Raw genomic sequence first — 17,908 nt, 5'->3', positions numbered from 1 at the left:
GCAGGCAAGGGAGTCGTACCAGAAACTGTGCCTCTGACAACCGGGGCGGTCCTTGCCGCCCTGTTTCTACGCTCTGAGCGACGGCGTCGCCGAACGAACCGCCTCCGCGGAAAAATGTGAACCGCGCGAGTTACTGGAACGCCTGCACCAGTCCCTGATACGTCCGGTCAACGTTCCACGACGAGACGAACGTCGCCATCGCGTCTTCGAGGTTCGTCAGGGTCTCGGGGTCCACCGCGAGACCGTGGGCCGTCGATAGCGGTTGGGACTCCGCATTCTGGAACTGGTCCATCTGGCGCTGGAGGAACGGCCCGAAGGCGTCCTGTGACACGTCGGTCCGCGGCGGAATCGACCCCTTCGGCGGGTTGAACCGTCGCTGGGCATCCACGCTCCCGACGTACCGTAGGAATCGAGTCGTCGCCTCGGGCGACGGGTTGTTCGTCGGGAAGGGGAACGAGTCCATGTTGAGCATGTAGGTCCCCTGCGTTCCGGGGAACGGGGCTTGGTCCCACACCTCGGAGAACGCGAACCCGCTCTGGCCGCGGTACATCCCGGCGGCCCAGTCGCCCTGATGGATGAACGCGGCGTTCCCGTTGATGACCTTGCTGTTGGCCTCGGTCCAGCCGACTGACCCCGCGTCCTCGTTGAAGAACTCCCGGTAGTCGGCGACTATCTGGAGGGAGTTTTTGACGGCCTGCTCGTTCTGCTGGACGTTCCCCTCGGTGAACGCGGTGTAGGTGTCGAGTCCGTGTTCGCCGAGCAGGACCGTCGTCCAGAGCTGTAACGTGGACCACGCGGACTGCGTCTGGTGGGCCATCCCCGCGGCGTCGGTGTTGTTGCTGACCTGTTCGAGCGCGCCCACGAGGTCGCTCGGTGTCGAGACCGAGGACGGGTCCACGCCCGCCTGCTCGATGACTTCGACGTTGTAGAACAGGTTGTTGATGCGGTGGATGTTCAGCGGCACCGTGACGTAGTTCCCCGAGGGCCGGGCGGCGTCCTGCGGTCCCTGAAGATAAGCCTCCTTCATGCTATTTCGGGACCACACCGACTCCTCGATGTCCTCCAACTTGTTCGCTCGCGTGTACGGAAGCAGGTTCGCGCCCGGCCACGCCTGCCACGAACTCGGCGGATTGTCGTTCAGCACGCGCTTTTTGATGACCGTCTGGAGATTCTGGCCCGCCCCGCCCGAGACCGGGTTCTGGTTGACCTGAACGTTCGGGTACTGCTCCTGAAACCCCTCGAAGAGCGCCTGAATGGCGTCGGCACCGTCGCCGCCGGTCCACCAGTGTTGCACTTCGAGCGTCTGTAGGTTCTGCCCGAGCAGACCGGTCAAACCCCCGAGTCCTGCCGCACTCGCCCCGGCGGTCGCTCGCAGATACGTGCGTCTCGATACCGTGTCGTCGTGTGTTACCATCTGTCAACCCCCGAAGACGGAGACGACGGACTCGTACTAATGATTTCCGACCAGTTCGGGCCGCGACGCGCTCGAAACCTACTCCGGAGACAGTCCCTCGACGTTCTGCTGGAGTCGAATCGTCGCCGTGACCAGAAAGCCCGCGACGAGGACGGCGAAGACGCTCTCGACGGCTTGCACGACCACGGGGCTGAGACCGACGGCGACTCCGAGGTCCGCGACCCCGAGGATGCCCAACGAAACCAACACCGGAAGGAGATGTCGGCGAAGGGTGTCGAGCGGGGTCCCGCGAGCCATCTCCTCCAACTTCTCGGCGAAGACGACGCCGTAGGCGGCGAACGCCACGCTCCCGACTCCTTTGACGAACTGTGCGACGACCGACTGACCGATGAGCAGGACCGCGACCCACTCCACGAGGATGACGACCACGAACCCGGCCTCGACCTGCCGAAGCGTCTCCAGCGAGAACCGCTGGTCGGCGGGCGCGGGGGCCAGCGCCGACTCGTAGTACACCTCCCGCATCGAGAACGCGAGGAAGACGATACAGAACAGCAACGCCCCATAACCGAAGGCAGTCAGCGCCCGCGAGTGGACGACGGTCTCGGCGACGCCGAGGAGTCCGTAGCCACCGGCCGTCGCGCCGACCAGCGCGAGGTAGCGCCAGAACGGCCGTTGGGACTCCAACCGATTCAGGCGAAGGTTCAGCACGGCGTAGTAGCCGAAGAAGACCGCCGCCGCGGCGACGAGAACCGACGCGAGGAAGTGGACGGCCGCGGCGCTGGCGTCTCCGGAGGCGTGCGCGGTGAGCGGCGCGAGCGCCATCGTTGTCGGGGCGACGAAGCGAGACCACTTAAAAGCGGGCGAGTCGGGTTCGGCGACGCCCTCGCTCTTGCCGAGAGATTGAAACCGTCCGCGCCCGTCTAGCCCGACGTGCACTCCCACGACCCGGACGAGACGCCCTGCCCGGTCTGTGGCAAAGCCTACGACCAGCGCGTCGTCGTGGAGCGCGGCGACCGCTGGGCGGACGTGTTCGGCGGACCGCCGTTCTCCGCGCTGACGAAGTACGCGCGCCGGTGTTCGAGTCGCCACGACGTGGAAGAAGAGCGCGCCCGAAGCGAGAGCGAGCGAGTGCTGTACTTCCACGACGACGGTCCCGCGGGCGGGCGATAGTCGAACGGAACAGTCGCTCTCGACGGTGGACAGTCAGTGCGAGAACGCGGCGTCCCCGACGCGACAGCCACCGAGGAGGGCCGCGTCCGGGTTCGGTTTCGAGACTACAACTCGACGGACAGCGATAGCTCTCGGGTAGCGACCGCCAACTCGCGCCGGAAGTCCGCGGCCGTCTCGAAGCGCGCCCGCTTTCGCTTCGCCAGCGCCCGCGCGAGCAGGTCGTCGATAGACTGAGGGAGGCGCTCGGTGAACTCGCTGGCCGGTCTCGGCTCCTTGTCGCGGACCTGTCGGACGATTTCGGTCGCGTCGCCGACGAACGGGGGTCGGCCCGCGAACAGCGCGTAACAGAGCGCGCCGAGCTGGTACACGTCCGTCGTGGAGTCCGGCGCGCCGAACCGCTCGGGGGCGACGTGTTCCGGTGCGGCGAAGGCGGGCGGCACGGGGAGGTCTCGAACCGCCGCGAGCAAGTCGCCGAAGGCCCACTCGCCGACCTTCGGAATCGGCCACGCGCCGAGCGTCCGCGAGAACCCGACCGCGTTCGGCCGGAGCGCGCCGTGGACGACCCCGCGAGCGTGGGCCTGCGAGACCGCCGCGGCGACGCAGTCGGCGTACCAGACCGCCTGCTCGAAGCCGATGCTCCCGACGTGGTCCCGCAGGCTTCCGCCGTCTAAGACCTCTGTGACGACCCACGGCCGGGGGTTCGGGCCGCGGGCGAGGACGGGCGCGACGTGCGGGTGGTCGTCTACGGCCGCCCAGAGACGGACCGCGTCCTCGAAGTCGGCCGGGTTCAGTCCCGTGTCCGAGCGGAGCATCCGGAAGACGACCACGACGCGCTGGCCGCCGTCGTTCGTCGTCCGGGCGCGAACCTTCGCGGCGCTGGTCAGCGGCCCGCTGTCGAGGTCCTCAGAGCGTTCGAAATCGCGGCGGTCGGCGACGATTTCCGGCGGGTCGGGGAAGTGGTCGGGCGGGCCGCGGTCGTCGGTCGTCGCGGTCCCTCGACGGGGAGTGCTCGACCGCTCGTCCTCCTCCGAGGAGTCGCCAGCGCCGCCGACTCGCACGGGACCGTCGCCCTCGTCGTCGGTCACGGCGACCACGCCCGTCTCGGAGAGGAGCGCCGCCACGTCGGAGGACGCCTCGATGGTCTCTGGAAACCCGTTCTCGTCGAGTCTCGTGACGAGTCGGCGAAGCGTCTCGGCGGCGTAGCGGCGGGCGAGACCGTCGCCCTCGCGCGCGAGTTGCGCGAGTCGGTTCAACGCGGGTTCGGCGGCGTGAGGATGCTCGCGGGCGACCTCCGAGACCGCGAGAACGCTGTTCTCCCGGACCAGCGGGTCCCCGTCGCCGAGACTTTCAGTGACTTCCGAGAGCGCGGCGCGCGCCCGGTGGGGTTGCTGGTCGGCGACGTTCGCCACGGCCCACGAGGCACCGCGGCGGACCCACTCGTCGTCGTCGGTCAACAGCGGCGCGAGGTCTGATTCGACCGGAATGCGCCGTGAGTTGTCGGGGTCCTCGGCCGCGAGTTCCGCGAGCGTCCACGCGGCCGCGGCGCGCTCCTCGGGGTCGGCGCTGTCGAGGTCGGGCGCGACCGCCATCACGTCGTCGTCCGACCGGCCCCACCGCTCGCGGGCCTCCGCGCGGAGTCGCTCGATGCGGTCGCTCCCGCCGGTCTCTTGGTCGGTTCCGGCGCGGTCGCCCTCGTCGCGGTCGTCACCGGCGCGCTCGCTCCCGTCTCGCTCGCGGCCTGCCATTCGTACGCCGGGGGTGTCGCGCCTGCCGGATAAGTGTTCCTTCACTCGGCGCTGGCGGCGAAAACCGGAGAGAAAAGGTGCGGATTTGTCAGTCGCACGGTGTTACTCCGGCAGAGAGGCGTCGAGTTCCAGATTTCGTGCGGCGTGTCGCCCCGTCGTCGGTTCGGCGTCAGTTCGGAGAGAGGTCCCAAAAGCTAACACCCCCGCGTTCGTGGAGTCGGTCAACGCGATATGGGTATCGGGCCAAAACAGTGGGAATGTAAAGAGTGCGGACGAAAGCATCGCTCCGACCGCAAGCAGTGCGTCGAGTGTGGCTACAGCGTACTGCGGCCAGTGAACAACGAGCAACGTCTCGGAAAACTGACGAACGCACTGCTGGCGATTCTCCCCGCGCTGTTGGCCCTCCTCACGATGGGACTCATCGCGTGGGCCTTGTTCTTCTGAGACGCGCTACGCCGACTCCGGAGACGCCTCGGGCGTCCCGGCCGCGTTCCGGACGTGAACGACACAGCCACAGAGCATCAGGACGATTCCGTACAGCGTCGGCGTCCCGAGCGTCAACGCCGGGCGCAGAACGCCGACGAGGTCCGCCAAAACCGTTCCGCCGAGCGCGTTCCGGACGTTCGCCAGCGTCACCGTGAAGTTAGCGACGAACGCCCCCGCGACGAACAGCGTCCTCGCGGGACCGCGCTCAAGCAGGTAGAGCAGAGGCACGAGCGGAAAGAGCAGGAAAACGCCGTAGAGCAACAGCGACGGGAAGCCGACGACGATTGCGGCCATCGTCACAAACACGGCGACCAGTCTATTCACGGGACCCGACACGTTCAGGTAGCAGTAGCCGACGACCGGCGCGAGCAGGCCGAACGCGAGCGGGCCGTACAGCGAGGGGTCGAGATTGGGCAGGAAGACCGAGAGCGGTCGCCGGAGCGTCAGGAGGTCCGCGCCCGCCGGAAGCCCGCCCGCGAAGTTCGCGCTCGACAGTCGCGGGAGGACGGCGAACTCAACGTAGGTGCGGTGGGTTTCGACGCCGAAGACGGCCGCGCTGAGCGCGAACAGGCCGACGCCGGTCGCGGTGGCGGCCGCGATTGCGCGCCACGCGCGCTTGCGGAGAAGCCAGACCCCGACCGCGGCCGGGAACAGTTTGACGAATGCGGGAACCGCGAAGGCGACTCCGGCGCGCGATTCGCGGCCGATTGCGAGCCACCGGAAGCCAGCAACCAGCGCGAGCAGGAGGAGGAAGTTCGTCTCGCCGTAGAGCAGCGTCGAGGCCGAGTGAAGCGAAATAAGGGCGAACCCGGCGACGAGACCGCGGTCTAGCCACGAGAGCGGCCGGTCCCGGTGGTCCTCGATGGAGCGCACGAGCAACACCGCGACCCCGAGCGCCGCCGCGACGTTGAGCAGAGTGAACGCGACGAACGCGGCCTGCCAACTTCCGAGCAGGGCGAAGGGGTAGAAGAACGGGAGCGTGAGCGGCGGATAGACGTAGCCGTAGGTGGGGTGCATCGGCGGCGCGGCCGCGTAGAAGTCGCCGCCAGCGAGCGCGGTCTCCGCCGCGAAGTAGTAGACTTGGAGGTCGATGCCGACCAGCGCCGGGTGCTGGACGGCGGTCGTGACGAACCCGACGACGCCGAGCAGGATTCCGGTGGCGAGGACGAGGCGCGCGTCGGTGGGGTTTCGGGGCGGGGTCACGGCTCTCAGTCCTCAGCAGTGGACTCCGGCGACCAGTCCTTCAACGTTCGATGGACGGCCTCTTCGCCAACCGCGCGGGCCAGCGTCTCGAACCCGGCGCGCTCCGGGCGGTCGTCAGCGCCCGCGAGCAGGCGCGAGACGATGAACTCCGGGGTGGACCGGCCGACCGTGCCAAAGCGGGGCTGGTAGTCCACTTCGAGTTCGAGGTCGTCGTCCAACCCTTCCGCGAAGATGCCGTCCTTCCGGGCCTTCTCGGGCAGTGGCTTGAGGTCGTCCGCGAGGTGCGTGACGAACACGCCCAGCGCGCCCCGGTTCACCGTCAGACGGACGAGACCGTGCAGGAGGTCGGCGGCGCTCCCCGGTTCCGTGATGGCCTCGAACTCGTCAACGAGCATCAATGTGTTCTCCCCCTCGGTCAGCGGCGGAACGATGCTCCGGAGCGTCGATTCGAGGACGCCAGCGTTGAAACTCGCGTGGCGGCGGTGGAACACGATATCCTCGGAGACCGAGACCTCGGCCTGCTCGGCGGGGACCGGCAGGCCCATCTGGGCGAGCAGGGCGACCTGACAGAGCGTTTCGAGCAGGGTCGTCTTCCCGCCGGAGTTCGCGCCGGTCAGGACGGCCACGCGGTCGCCGCTGGGCGGGACCGGGTCGTTTGCTGTCGAACCGCCACCGGTCGCACTCCCGCCCGGCACGTCGTGGTCGCCGACAGCGTACGTGACCGGTTGGACAGTCTCGCCTGCGGCTTCGATGGAGACGTTCCGAGCGTTCCGGACCGCGAAGCCGTTCTCCGCGAACGCGGGGCGAACGAGGTCGAAATCGACCGCGAACCGCGCCAACGAGAGGGTAAAGGCGAGGTCCGAGACGGCCGCGCTCGCGGCGTCGATGGCGTCGCGGGTCTCGGCGATGCGGCCCCGGAGTCGCCGGGCGACCGACCGCTCGCGCTCCGCGGCCGCCTCCCGGAGGTCGTCGGTGAGTTCCCGGAGCGTCGCGTCCACGAAGTCGGTGGCGTCCACCGCCTCGTCGGGCGTGGCGTCGCGGACGCGCTGAAATCCGGCGTCGGTCTCGCTGGCCACGTAATCAACGACGACTTCGCCGAACTCCGCCCCGGCGCGGGCCTCCTCGCGCAACTCCTGCATCGCGTCGAGGGAGTCGGCTGAGAGCGATTCGACGCCGTCGAGCGCGTCGCGCAGAGAGTCGAGTTCGCCGTCCACACCGCGGGCCACCTCACCGCCGTCGAGGTCCGAAAGCGCCGAGGCCGCGGCGTCGAGGTCCGCGCGGTCGATGTCGGCCACGCGCGAGAACGCGCCCTCCGAGAGTCCCGCGTCTCGGAGCGCGAGGACGGTCCGGACCGCGGCCTCCTCGTCGCCGATGCGGTCGTTCTCGGCGTACTCGGCGAACGCCGAGCGGACCGCCTCGCGGGTCTCGCCGTCGAGTCCGGCCCACGATTCGGTAGCGGCCATCACCGAGTCAAGTCGTCGCTCGGCCGCCTCGCGCTCCATCAGCGGCGTCAGAACTCGAATCCGGTCGGCGGCATCGTCGGTCACGGCGTAGTCGCTGGCCACGTCGAGCAGTTCCTTGTAGACGGCGCGGGTGTCGCGGGTCGCCAGCACGGACATGCCCTCGCCGCCGTTGGCCCGACGGAGGATTCGGGTCGCTCGCCCGCGGGAAAGTCCCGAAGAGACGAGCGCCCGGACCTTGCCGGACTCGATGGCTTCGACCGCGCGCTCGGTGCCGAGTTCCGCCTCCAACCGCTCGCGCGTCTTGGGTCCGACGCCCCAGTATTCCTCCAGTCGCATACCCGAAATGTGAGGCCCGCGACTCTTAAGGGTTGTAGAAGCGTCGTCTCGCCGAGACTCGCCGGTTTCCCCGGTGGCCGCGGAAATGACGGCTTGCGGACGTTTTCACGAGCTACCTCCCGCGTTGTTTCAACTGGCAACACTTTCTTCGGGGCAAGCAGTTTCAAGTGAAAGTCCGGCGTACAGGTGTGCGGGAAAATGGGGGACGACGATAGGGGTCCGCGGAGTAGCGCCGTCCACGACGAACCCGTCGGGCGGATGGGCCGTCGGCGATTCGTGGAGACGCTCGCCGGTCTCGGGTTCGGCGCGCTCTCGGCGAGTCTGCTAACCGCGGACGACGTGCGGGCGGCGAGGAGCGACGAAGTACCGGTCGTCTACGGGTTAGCGCGCGATAGCGAGAGTGACGGCGAAAGCGGCGGCGACGGCACCGCTGGCGAGGTCCGCCCGCGCCGGACGACGGTCCCGGCCGACTGGTACGACGACTTCCGGTCGGCCGTCGCGGCCCACCGAAACCTCGACGTGATTCGCCGCGAAGGGGTGGCCAGTTCCGCCGTCGCGCCCGGAGAATACGGCGGCGCGAACGCCACGATTCGGGTCGAGATAACCGCCGAGGAGGTCCGCGGCGCGGTGCCCGAGCGCGTCGAGGACACCCCGGTCGAGGTCCGCCGGATCAAACGGGTGGGCGAGCGCGAAGCGGAAGGTGAATCCGCCGCGCTCGATGCGACATCCGCGCCGACTGGCGCGGATGTCGCGGCACTCGACCGCGATTCCACGGCGTTCGAGAGCGATGAAGCGGCCGACGAGAGCGTTCCGGGAAGCGTCGCCGTCGCCAGCGAGGACGCCTACGGCACGCTCGCGCCCGCGATGCGCGACCCCGCGGACGAGTCGCTGTACTTCGCTACCTCGAACCACGTCTTCGGCGGTACCGGAAACGACGGCGACCCGTTCTACCTGCTCGACGGCGGCCGGACCAAAATCGGGTCGGTCCGGGCGAGCTACCCGAAGTCGGACCTCGTCTGCGCCAGTCCGAACGAGGGCTACCGGCCGCTCCACCGGATTCGGGACGGTAAACCGGGGCGCGTCCTCGGGCAGTTCACCAAGGTCGGTCTCGCGGACCTGAAGGCGGCGGGCGAACCCCTCGAAAAGGTCGGCGTCAAGACCGGCCACACGACGGGGCGGATTCAGGCCGTGGACGGCGTGACCTGCGCCTACGGAGCCATCTGCAAGCAGGGCCAGCTCAAGTGGGGCAAAGAGTCGGGGTTCGACGACGGCGACAGCGGGTCGGTCAACTACCACCCGGACCCGGACGACCCCGACGTGGGCGTGCTGGTCGGCGGGTTCAACAACGCCCGGACGTGGTGGCCCGGCGAGAACTACATCTGGGGGACGGCGGCCCACCACGTCACAAAGAACCACGGGTTCACATTTTGACCGTTCGGGGCGGGGAGCCGGTGAGTTCACAAACAGTACGCGTAGGCGAACCCTCAGTAGACAAATATTTACTCCTATACACCTGTCTTCCTACACATGAACAGTCCGATAGGACATCGGCGGGGAGCCTCCCCGGTGGTCGGGACCATAATCATGGTGGCGGTCGTAGTCATCCTCGCGTCCACCATCTCGGTCTTCGTCCTCAACCTCGGGTCGTCGGCCCAATCGACCGCCCCGCAGGTCTCGGTGTCGTACGAACTCGTCGAGGATGGAGGCGAACGGACTATCGCCGTGACCATGGAGGCGAGTCGCGGACTGAAGACGGACCAACTCTACGTGACTGCCTCCAAGCGACTCGACATCGGCGGGAGTCCCGGAAGCGGGTCGGGGGCGAACGACGCCTACGCCAGCGAACTGGAGCGGTTCACCGAGTCCAGCGGTGGCAACCCGCCGCAGGTCGGTATCGGAGATACGTGGGACGCCGGAGAGACCATATATCTCGACCCCGAGGGGAGCGCGAGCGACGTTACCGTCCGAATCTACTGGAGCGCGAGCAGAATCCGAAGCGTCAACCCCGGAATCGTGAGCGGGGACGACTCGTACAAAATCGCCGAATTCACGGTCTAAACTCCGCCGAACCGACGACGAAGACGAGCGAGCGAAACGGCCGCGGCTCGTTCAGTCGTCCAGAAACGCCGACAGTAGTTTCCGCTCGCCCACGCGCAGGTGCTGGTGGAACGTCGGCGCGGAGACGCCGAGCGAGGCGCTGACCTCCTCGCCGGTACTCTCGCGGGGCCACTCGAAGAACCCGGCGTAGTAGGCGGCGTCGAGCGCTGACCGCTGGCGCTCGGTCAGGTCGTCTTCGAGCGACGACTGGAACTCTTGGACGGTCTGGTCCGGTCGCTCGCGCTCGCGCTGGGCCACGACTTCGGTGCCGGGAATGCTCTCCTGAATCGACTCAACGACCGAGCGCACGTCGGCCTTCCGCGGGAGTTCCACCACGCTCCGGCCACCATCGGCGTCGAACTCCACGTTCCGGAGCGTGCCGCCGTGTTCAGAGAGTCCTTGGAGCGGCGACGGCCCGGTGTAGACGAACTCGAAGAGGTTGCCGCCGTCGTGTTCGTTGACGAGTCGGATCTGCTCCACGTCCGGGGCTTCCTCAGCGCGCGCTCGGACGTGGTCCGGTTCGAGACCCTCGACCGTCATGAAGTAGACGAACGACCCGTCGGTAGTCATCGTCACGCCCTCCAGCGAGAAGGTGCCGCCGTCCTCGCGGGGGATGCGGGCGAAGAACCCGTCGCCGTCGTGAATCCGGAACTCCACCTCAACCACGCTGTCCGAGAGCAGCGCCTTCTTGTTCTCGGCGGCGTTGATGGCGTGACCGATGGTCTCGCCGAGTTCCGCCAGCACGGCCTGCTCGCGGTCGTCGAAGGCGTTGGCCCGGTCGGCGTAGACACAGAGGACGCCGTACAGCGTCTCGCGGTAGCGCAGGGGGATGGCGGCGGCCGACTGGTAGCCCCGTTCGAGCGCCGCCTCGCGCCACGGTTCGAAGTCGTCGTCCTCGGGCACGCTCTGGACCACCTGTACCTCCCCGGTGTCGAGCGCGCGCTGGGAGGGTCCCTTCGGAGTCTCGTCGCGCATCGAGAGTATCTCTTCGAGATAGCCCGCTTCGACGCCCGACGACGCGGTCGGCGTGGCGTCGTTGCTCCCGGCCATCGCCTCGCCCGTCCACGCGAACTGGTAGTGGTCGGACTCCGCGAGTCGCTCGGTGACGGCCTCCGCTATCTCCTTGCGGGTCGAGGCCCGGACGAGCAGTTGGTCAACGTCGCGGATGACCGCGTTGATGCGGTCGAGTTCGACGAGTTGGCTCCGCCGCTCGGCGAGTTCGGTCTCGCGGGCCGCGCGGTTCAGCGCCACCTGAACGTTCGCCGCCAGCACGCGCACGAGGTCGATTTCGTAGTCGTCGAACGCGCCGACCGTCGGCGAGGCGACGGTCATCACGCCCCAGTCGCCGAGCGGGAACGCGCCGAACGCCCGGATTCCCTCCGCCCCGTCGTCGTGTGCCCGCGGGTCGTTCCACGCGTTGTCGAAGTGGGAGGCCTCACCGTTCTGGAAGACGCTCCCGACGATTCCCTCGCCGGGCGCGAACGACGGGGAGTCGCCGACTTCGACGACCGTGTTCTCGGGGATGATGTAGGGTTCGAGTGCGCCCGTCGTCTCGTCCCACCGGAACACCGAGGCGTGGGGAATGTCGAGGACGTTCCGAGACGTTTCGACCGCCGTCTCGCAGATGTCACGCTGGCGCTCGGCGGTCATCAGTTTGCGGGTCGCCCCGTGGAGTTCGTCCAGCATCTCCTCGCGCTGTTTGCGCTCGGTGATGTCGGTGTAGATGACGTAGTTGTCGCCGTCGCCCGACACCTCGGCGTTTCTGAGCAGGAAGTCTCGAACGCCGTCCTCAGCGGTCCGCTTGACCTCGGCATCGACGCGCTCGCCCCGACCCACGCGCTCGTTGAGTTGCTCGGCGTCCGAGAGTCGCCCCTCGGGGGCGAGGAGGTCATCGATTGACGACCCGGCGACCGTCTCGGCGTCGTAGCCAAATGTCTCCTCGAACGCCTCGTTGACCGACTGAATGACCGGCTCGTCGTCCTGAAGCTCGTACCGGGCTATCGGTTCGGGAACGTTCTCGAACAGCGCGGCGAACCGGTCGCGCTCCTCGCGGAGCGCGGTCTCAGACTGGACGCGAACCAGCGCCTCGGCGGCGTGTGAGACCAGCAGTTCCGCGAGTTTCGCGTCCTCAGGGTCGAACGCACCGGGCGATTCTGACCCGGCCTGAAAGACCCCCTCGTCGCCGAAGGGAATGCTGAGTACCGACCGGAACTGCTCGGTCACGACGTTCACGTCCGTCACCTCGTGGATGTCGTTGATGACGAACGACTCGCCGCTCTGGTAGGTTTCGCCCGCCAGTCCCTCGTCGGCCCGTAACGTCGCGTAGTCGGCCTCGTCCAGTTTCGAGGAGGTCGCCTTGGGGACGAGGTAGCCGTCTTCCTCGATATCGACGCCGCAGATGTCGAATTTCAAAATTTCCTCGGCCGCGTCGATGGTCCGGCGATATATCTCTTCGGGCGTGTCACAGCCTTCGAGTTTGACCGCGACGTGGTGGAGGTCCTCGATTTTGCTCTTCTCGCGGGTCAGGTCCCGCTTCAACTGCTTGCGGTCGGTGATATCGGTGTAGATGGCGTACCCGCCCGAACCGCTCCCGACGACCTTCGCGGTCCGCAGGAGGAAATCGCGTATCCCGTCTTCGGCCTCGCGGCGGACCTCGGTGTTCAAGTGGTCGCGCTCGCGGACCGTTTCGAGGTGACACTGGTAGTTCGTCCGCTCGCAGTCGGGGACGATGAGGTCGTCCAGCGACCGACCGACGATTTCGGACTCGTTGTAGCCGAACGTCTCCTCGAACGCCTCGTTAACCGAGTGGACGACCGGCCGCCCGTCCCGGATGCCGTAGTCCACGGTCGGTTCGGGTACGTTCTCGAACAGCGCGGCGAACCGGTCGCGCTCGGCCTGTAGCGCGGCCTCAGACCGGATTCGTTGGAGCGACTGCCCGAGGTGCGAAGCCAACAACTCCGCGAGTTCGCCGTCGCCCGCGTCGAACGCACCCGTCCGCTTCGAGACGGCCTGAAACACGCCCAAATCGCCGATAGGGACCGTCAGGGCCGACTGGTAGCCGCTCTCGGCCGGGTCGAAGCCCTCCTCGTGGAGGTTGTCGGCGCGAAACGTCTCGTTCTCGCGGTAGGCGTGAGCGCCGAGTTTGTCGTCGGCCGACAGCGGCGTGGTCGTGTAGTACCCGTCGGTCGGGACGCCCTTGGAGACGGCCTGCGGGACGAGTTCGTCGTCTTCAACGGTGTCCACTGCACAGAGGTCGAACTGCAACAACTGCTCTGCGGTCTCGACCGCCAACTGGCAGGCCTCCTCGACGCTCTCGCAGTTTTCCAGCATGACCGCGACCTCGTGGAGTTCGCGGGTCTTTCGCTTCTCGGCTTCGAGCCGTTTTCGCAGTCGCTCGCGCTCGCTCGCGTCGCGGACGATGGCCGAGAAGTATGTTCGCCCGTCTCGCTCGATCTCGCGGAACGAGACGGCCAGCGGCACCTCGTGACCCTCACGGTGGCGACCCGGCAGTTCCACGTAGTCGCGTCGGAGGTGTCCATCCTCGCACAGCGACCGGGCGGTCTCGGCCACATCGTCGTGGACCGACTCCGCGAGCAGCGTCTCGACCGACTCGCCGACGATTTCGTCCGGCCGGTAGCCGAAGACGCGTTCGATGGTCTCGCTGGCGAACGCGACTTCGAAATCGTCGTCGATGGTGAGTATAGGGTCGGGCGACCCCTCGACCAACGTCTCGAACCGGTCGGCCGTCAGGTCTCGCTCGCTCGCGCGACGGTCTCGCGCTCGATTCGTCGGGCGGTCCGCGCCGGGAGTCCGGACCGCGGCCGAGTCGGGACGAACGCGGCGTCGTCGGGCGCGTCGCGGACCGACTCGGCGAGCAGGACGCGCGCGACGGCGGGAGCGCGCCGTCCAACCGTGGCGAGCAGTTCACCGCCGTTTCCGCCCACGGATTCGTTCTCGACAACGACGCAGTCTACCTCGTCTCTTTCGAGGCGGTCGAGCGCGCCCGCGCCATCGCGCTCGCTCGTCACCTCGGCGTCCGGCAGCGCCGCGGCGACTGCGTCGCCGCGCGTTTCCTCGCCGACGTACACCACCTGCAGTGCCGTCCCCATCGCTCGGCTTTGTTCCCCCTGCGGCCTGAGCATCGTACACACGACAGACACTCAGTGGTTGTTAGCGTTTCGCCTCTGAGAATGATCGTGGTGGTCGGTGACACGATACCGGCAGGTGAGTGCTTGGAGCCGGAATGTCGGTTTCGGCGGTTAAGGCGGTGTCCACCCGCGCCCGACGAGGTTCAGGTCGATCCAACCGCGACAGCGACTGAAGCGACCGATCACGGCGACAAGTCGGGTCGGGCTATATTTGCCTCATTTATCGCTCGTAACTACGTTTCAACCGCACACAGGTTCTGCTGAAACAGGTGACGAGACGATGTACACATCCGACGACGGTACGCTTCAAACCCACAAGGGTTCTGCTGAAACTCTCGACGCGCGCGCGCCCGTCTCGCCGTCGTAGGTCACGCTTCAAACCCACAAGGGTTCTGCTGAAACGTCGTGGTACGACGTGAGGCGCGTGACGACCGGCGCGCTTCAAACCCACAAGGGTTCTGCTGAAACATTGGTTCGGGAGGACAGTCGTCTTAAACTGTCCGTTGCTTCAAACCCACAAGGGTTCTGCTGAAACCGTCGTCTGTAGTCTCACTCATCAGTCGGACACCTCCGTGCTTCAAACCTACAAGGGTTCTGCTGAAACCCACAGCACGGGCTACGGAGGGTTTCAGGTCCGCGGGCTTCAAACCTACAAGGGTTCTGCTGAAACTGCTCCGACACGACAGTCCGGTTGTCACCGCGCCCGCTTCAAACCTACAAGGGTTCTGCTGAAACAACTCTCGTCGGCGTGGTCGAGAAGGTCGGACCAGAGGCTTCAAACCTACAAGGGTTCTGCTGAAACGCTGTTGCCGTTGAGCGTCTGAATCACCAAGTCGGTGCTTCAAACCTACAAGGGTTCTGCTGAAACAAGACGTGGCCGTGCCCGACCCGCAGGACCATCCGGCTTCAAACCTACAAGGGTTCTGCTGAAACGTTCCTCCGCGAGTCCGCGCTGAAAGGCCACCAAACGCTTCAAACCTACAAGGGTTCTGCTGAAACTGCCTTCCGGTCGGAGAGGCCAAACTCGTCGATGATGCTTCAAACCTACAAGGGTTCTGCTGAAACTTGCGACGCGCTTGCTGGCCCGTCGCACGACTCAGGCTTCAAACCTACAAGGGTTCTGCTGAAACTCCTGACCGATTCGAGGATATGCGCGTCCTAAATCAGCTTCAAACCCACAAGGGTTCTGCTGAAACAGGGACCTTTTGGCCGACTCCCCGCTCGACGAGTGCGCTTCAAACCCACAAGGGTTCTGCTGAAACGGCGCGACGACCTTCGCGCGCCTCCGGAGGGCGGTCGCTTCAAACCCACAAGGGTTCTGCTGAAACGCAATGGGATAGGTTTGAGGACTCGGCGAGTCGGACGCTTCAAACCCACAAGGGTTCTGCTGAAACACGGGCGCGCTCGGGGTTGGGGTCTCGTCGGCAGAGGCTTCAAACCCACAAGGGTTCTGCTGAAACGCACTTAAAACGTTAAACGGGTAACTGGTTAGGAGAGATTCAAACCCACAAGGGTTCTGCTGAAACAGCGTAACAACTTTACGTTGCTACTGTGATGTGGGGCTTCAAACCCACAAGGGTTCTGCTGAAACTTCCCCATCGTGTGATAGGCGTCCGTCGAGAGAACGCTTCAAACCCACAAGGGTTCTGCTGAAACTACCCTTCAGAACCATCGCTTTGTACCCGGATTCGGCGCTTCAAACCCACAAGGGTTCTGCTGAAACCATCTCGGCTGGTGACGGCGGTGGCGGGGCGCTTGAGGCTTCAAACCCACAAGGGTTCTGCTGAAACCGACCGCGCTGGCTACGAAACGACCGCGGGTTGGTGGCTTCAAACCCACAAGGGTTCTGCTGAAACGCGGCCGTCTGACGGACTCTCAGGGTCGAAATACTGCTTCAAACCCACAAGGGTTCTGCTGAAACGCGTTCCTGCCTGAGCTTAAACGGGTGATGGAGGCTTCAAACCCACAAGGGTTCTGCTGAAACCGAGTTCTCCCGATTTGGGACGCACGCCCCTATCTGGCTTCAAACCCACAAGGGTTCTGCTGAAACGCGGTTCCGGAGTGTGGGTAGTGGATAGGACTCGGAGCTTCAAACCCACAAGGGTTCTGCTGAAACCATGCCCGATTCACGGGCCTCACCAGGGTGAACCTCCGCCTGACACATCAACATTTTCATCGACCCTCGATAACCCCCTAAGCCCCTGGGGTCGATGACGAAACGGCACACTCGACGGCCATACCCGATCACAAAATATCGAGGCTTCCAACAGCCAAATCAGTAGGACCGTCCGATCCATTTGTTCGGGTACGCGCTACAAACGTGGGCGGTCGGAGGTCACCGCTTCGGGACGCGGCTCTTACAATTGATATCCGCACGCGACGAGAAGTCGGCATTCCCGCGGGACTCAGGTCGGCCCGAGAACCGCGTCAGTCTCGATGGACGAAACGCCGTCGAGCGAACAGACCTCATCGAGGTCGGTCTGAGCGACTTCGACCAGCAGGCGCTCGAACTGGAGTTCTCGGATGACCTCGCCGTCGAGCGATTCAACCGACTCGGCGACTGAGGAGAGGTCGGCGTCGTCGCCGACCGTTAGCACGAGTCGGACCGTCTCGTCGGGAATCGGGTCGTCGCGGAGCGACCGGACGGTGTGGCTCAGGTAGGGCATCGTGACCGGAGTCAGAGCGATTCCCACGTCCGCGGCGAGTCGTTCAATCGCTCACAGCCCGATTCGGTGACGACCACGAGGTCTTCGATGCGGACGCCGAACTCGCCGGGCAGATAGATTCCGGGTTCGACGCTGAACACCATCCCTGCTTCGAGTTCGGTCTCGTTGCCCGCGACGATGTAGGGGTCCTCGTGAACGTCGAGTCCGACGCCGTGGCCCGTTCGGTGGACGAACTCCTCGCCGTAGCCCGCGTTCTCGATGACTTCGCGCGCCGCGCGGTCGATTTCTTCGGCGGGAACGCCCGGTTCGGTCGCCTCGATAGCGGCCTGCTGGGCCTTGCGGACGGTCTCGTGGACTTCCTCGTAACCCTCCGGTGGGTCGCCCGCGAACACGACCGTTCGGGTCTGGTCGCCGGGGTAGCCATCGACGGACGCCCCGAAGTCCAGCACCACGGGGTCGCCGCGCCGAATCTCGCGGTCCTCGTGGCGGTGGTGGGGTTTGGCACCGTTCGGACCCGACCCCGCGATGGTGCCGAACGCGACTTCCTCGCCGCCCGCGGCGGCGAGTCGTCGCTCGATTTCGTCGGCGAGTTCGGTCTCGGTCATTCCGATGGCCTCCTCACCCAACTCCCGAATCTCGACGCTCACTCGGTCGGCGACCTCACCCGCCCGCCGAAGCGAATCGAGTTCGGCGTCGTCTTTCCGCATCCGGAGGTCGTCGAACACCTCGCTGGCGAGTCCGAACGTCGCCTCGGGCAGGGTCTCGCGCAGGTCTTGGGTGAATCGCGCCCACATCGTGTCGTCCACGAGCAGGTGGCCGCCCCGAATTTCGAACTCCGCGGCGAGGTCGGCCACGACTTGTGCGGGGTCATCGCCGTCAGACCAGAGGCGAAGGTCCTCGACCCACGAGGCGTCCCGAATCTGGGCGTCGTACATCTCGGGCGCGACGAAGGCGGGGTCGCCATCGCTCGGAATCACCAGAAAGAGATGGCGCTCGCCGGGTTCCTCGCGGAACCCCGAAGCGTAGAACAGGTTGGTACTCGGGAACAGCACGGCGGCGTCCGCGCCGACCGCGCTCAGTCGCTGTTGGCATCGCCGGGTTCGGTCCTCGAACGCGCTCATGCGAGGGAATTGCTCGGGATGGCGTTTAAAATTGTGTGAGTCTGGGCGAGCAGTATAGA

13 protein-coding genes and 1 CRISPR repeat array are annotated in these 17,908 nt (G+C 66.1%); of the genes, 4 read left to right on the top strand and 9 right to left on the bottom strand.

What is annotated here, in order from left to right; translation table 11 throughout:
* Nucleotides 1-130 precede the first annotated feature (130 nt).
* Complete coding sequence (locus tag EP007_RS15255; RefSeq protein ID WP_128478641.1) at nucleotides 131-1,414, bottom strand: ABC transporter substrate-binding protein; 1,284 nt, start codon at nucleotides 1,412-1,414, stop codon at nucleotides 131-133.
* A 78-nt stretch (nucleotides 1,415-1,492) separates the two neighbouring features.
* Nucleotides 1,493-2,236: a hypothetical protein gene (locus EP007_RS15250; protein WP_128478640.1), complete on the bottom strand. Its 744-nt coding sequence runs from the start codon at nucleotides 2,234-2,236 to the stop codon at nucleotides 1,493-1,495.
* Nucleotides 2,237-2,344: 108 nt separating this feature from the next.
* On the opposite strand from EP007_RS15250, the gene EP007_RS15245 reads away from it, so the two are divergent.
* Complete coding sequence (locus EP007_RS15245; protein ID WP_128478639.1) at nucleotides 2,345-2,584, top strand: hypothetical protein; 240 nt, start codon at nucleotides 2,345-2,347, stop codon at nucleotides 2,582-2,584.
* Nucleotides 2,585-2,688: 104 nt separating this feature from the next.
* Here EP007_RS15245 and EP007_RS15240 read toward each other — a convergent pair whose 3' ends face one another.
* Nucleotides 2,689-4,329, bottom strand: coding sequence for a protein kinase domain-containing protein (locus EP007_RS15240; RefSeq protein ID WP_128478638.1), 1,641 nt, complete (start codon nucleotides 4,327-4,329; stop codon nucleotides 2,689-2,691).
* Nucleotides 4,330-4,560: 231 nt separating this feature from the next.
* Here EP007_RS15240 and EP007_RS15235 point away from each other — a divergent pair, with 231 nt between their 5' ends.
* Nucleotides 4,561-4,773 (top strand): hypothetical protein, encoded by a 213-nt coding sequence (locus tag EP007_RS15235; RefSeq protein WP_128478637.1) that lies wholly within the window; start codon nucleotides 4,561-4,563, stop codon nucleotides 4,771-4,773.
* 6 nt (nucleotides 4,774-4,779) lie between these two features.
* Here EP007_RS15235 and EP007_RS15230 read toward each other — a convergent pair whose 3' ends face one another.
* Both EP007_RS15230 and EP007_RS15225 read right to left on the bottom strand, forming a co-directional pair.
* Nucleotides 4,780-6,018 (bottom strand): glycosyltransferase family 87 protein, encoded by a 1,239-nt coding sequence (locus tag EP007_RS15230; protein ID WP_128478636.1) that lies wholly within the window; start codon nucleotides 6,016-6,018, stop codon nucleotides 4,780-4,782.
* Between the two features lie 5 nt (nucleotides 6,019-6,023).
* A complete protein-coding gene (locus EP007_RS15225) occupies nucleotides 6,024-7,817 on the bottom strand; it encodes a MutS-related protein (RefSeq protein WP_128478635.1) in 1,794 nt (597 codons plus the stop codon).
* A 198-nt stretch (nucleotides 7,818-8,015) separates the two neighbouring features.
* Here EP007_RS15225 and EP007_RS15220 point away from each other — a divergent pair, with 198 nt between their 5' ends.
* Both EP007_RS15220 and EP007_RS15215 read left to right on the top strand, forming a co-directional pair.
* Nucleotides 8,016-9,248 (top strand): hypothetical protein, encoded by a 1,233-nt coding sequence (locus EP007_RS15220; protein ID WP_128478634.1) that lies wholly within the window; start codon nucleotides 8,016-8,018, stop codon nucleotides 9,246-9,248.
* Nucleotides 9,249-9,344: 96 nt separating this feature from the next.
* On the top strand, nucleotides 9,345-9,875 hold the full coding sequence (locus tag EP007_RS15215) for a type IV pilin (protein WP_128478633.1): 531 nt from the start codon (nucleotides 9,345-9,347) through the stop codon (nucleotides 9,873-9,875).
* 51 nt (nucleotides 9,876-9,926) lie between these two features.
* Here EP007_RS15215 and EP007_RS15210 read toward each other — a convergent pair whose 3' ends face one another.
* The 4 genes from EP007_RS15210 to EP007_RS15195 all read right to left on the bottom strand — a co-directional run bounded on the left by EP007_RS15210 (nucleotide 9,927) and on the right by EP007_RS15195 (nucleotide 17,849).
* Nucleotides 9,927-13,664 (bottom strand): GAF domain-containing protein, encoded by a 3,738-nt coding sequence (locus tag EP007_RS15210; RefSeq protein WP_281062946.1) that lies wholly within the window; start codon nucleotides 13,662-13,664, stop codon nucleotides 9,927-9,929.
* A complete protein-coding gene (locus EP007_RS15205; RefSeq protein ID WP_128478631.1) occupies nucleotides 13,661-14,023 on the bottom strand; it encodes a hypothetical protein in 363 nt (120 codons plus the stop codon). Before EP007_RS15205 ends, EP007_RS15210 begins: the two co-directional genes overlap by 4 nt.
* Nucleotides 14,024-14,299: 276 nt before the next feature.
* Nucleotides 14,300-16,178: a CRISPR direct-repeat array (repeat unit 30 nt; unit sequence GCTTCAAACCTACAAGGGTTCTGCTGAAAC).
* A 289-nt stretch (nucleotides 16,179-16,467) separates the two neighbouring features.
* Entirely contained in the window at nucleotides 16,468-16,755 is a 288-nt protein-coding gene (locus EP007_RS15200; RefSeq protein ID WP_128478630.1) for a hypothetical protein, read from the bottom strand.
* Nucleotides 16,740-17,849, bottom strand: coding sequence for a M24 family metallopeptidase (locus tag EP007_RS15195; RefSeq protein WP_128478629.1), 1,110 nt, complete (start codon nucleotides 17,847-17,849; stop codon nucleotides 16,740-16,742). The genes EP007_RS15200 and EP007_RS15195 overlap by 16 nt, the downstream gene beginning before the upstream one ends.
* Between the last annotated feature and the right edge of the window lie 59 nt (nucleotides 17,850-17,908).

The sequence above is a fragment of the Halorussus pelagicus genome (assembly GCF_004087835.1).
GTDB lineage: Archaea > Halobacteriota > Halobacteria > Halobacteriales > Haladaptataceae > Halorussus > Halorussus pelagicus.
The sequence above is the reverse complement of the archived record's forward strand: the minus strand, read 5'-3'. Positions and strand labels throughout refer to the sequence as shown.

What these genes read in the sequence shown, in the direction of transcription:
- EP007_RS15220 (WP_128478634.1), top strand. Translation starts at nt 8,016, where the DNA reads ATGGGGGACGACGATAGGGGTCCGCGGAGTAGCGCCGTCCACGACGAA.
- EP007_RS15250 (WP_128478640.1), bottom strand. Translation starts at nt 2,236, where the DNA reads ATGGCGCTCGCGCCGCTCACCGCGCACGCCTCCGGAGACGCCAGCGCC.
- EP007_RS15205 (WP_128478631.1), bottom strand. Translation starts at nt 14,023, where the DNA reads ATGGGGACGGCACTGCAGGTGGTGTACGTCGGCGAGGAAACGCGCGGC.
- EP007_RS15255 (WP_128478641.1), bottom strand. Translation starts at nt 1,414, where the DNA reads ATGGTAACACACGACGACACGGTATCGAGACGCACGTATCTGCGAGCG.
- EP007_RS15215 (WP_128478633.1), top strand. Translation starts at nt 9,345, where the DNA reads ATGAACAGTCCGATAGGACATCGGCGGGGAGCCTCCCCGGTGGTCGGG.
- EP007_RS15225 (WP_128478635.1), bottom strand. Translation starts at nt 7,817, where the DNA reads ATGCGACTGGAGGAATACTGGGGCGTCGGACCCAAGACGCGCGAGCGG.
- EP007_RS15235 (WP_128478637.1), top strand. Translation starts at nt 4,561, where the DNA reads ATGGGTATCGGGCCAAAACAGTGGGAATGTAAAGAGTGCGGACGAAAG.
- EP007_RS15240 (WP_128478638.1), bottom strand. Translation starts at nt 4,329, where the DNA reads ATGGCAGGCCGCGAGCGAGACGGGAGCGAGCGCGCCGGTGACGACCGC.
- EP007_RS15195 (WP_128478629.1), bottom strand. Translation starts at nt 17,849, where the DNA reads ATGAGCGCGTTCGAGGACCGAACCCGGCGATGCCAACAGCGACTGAGC.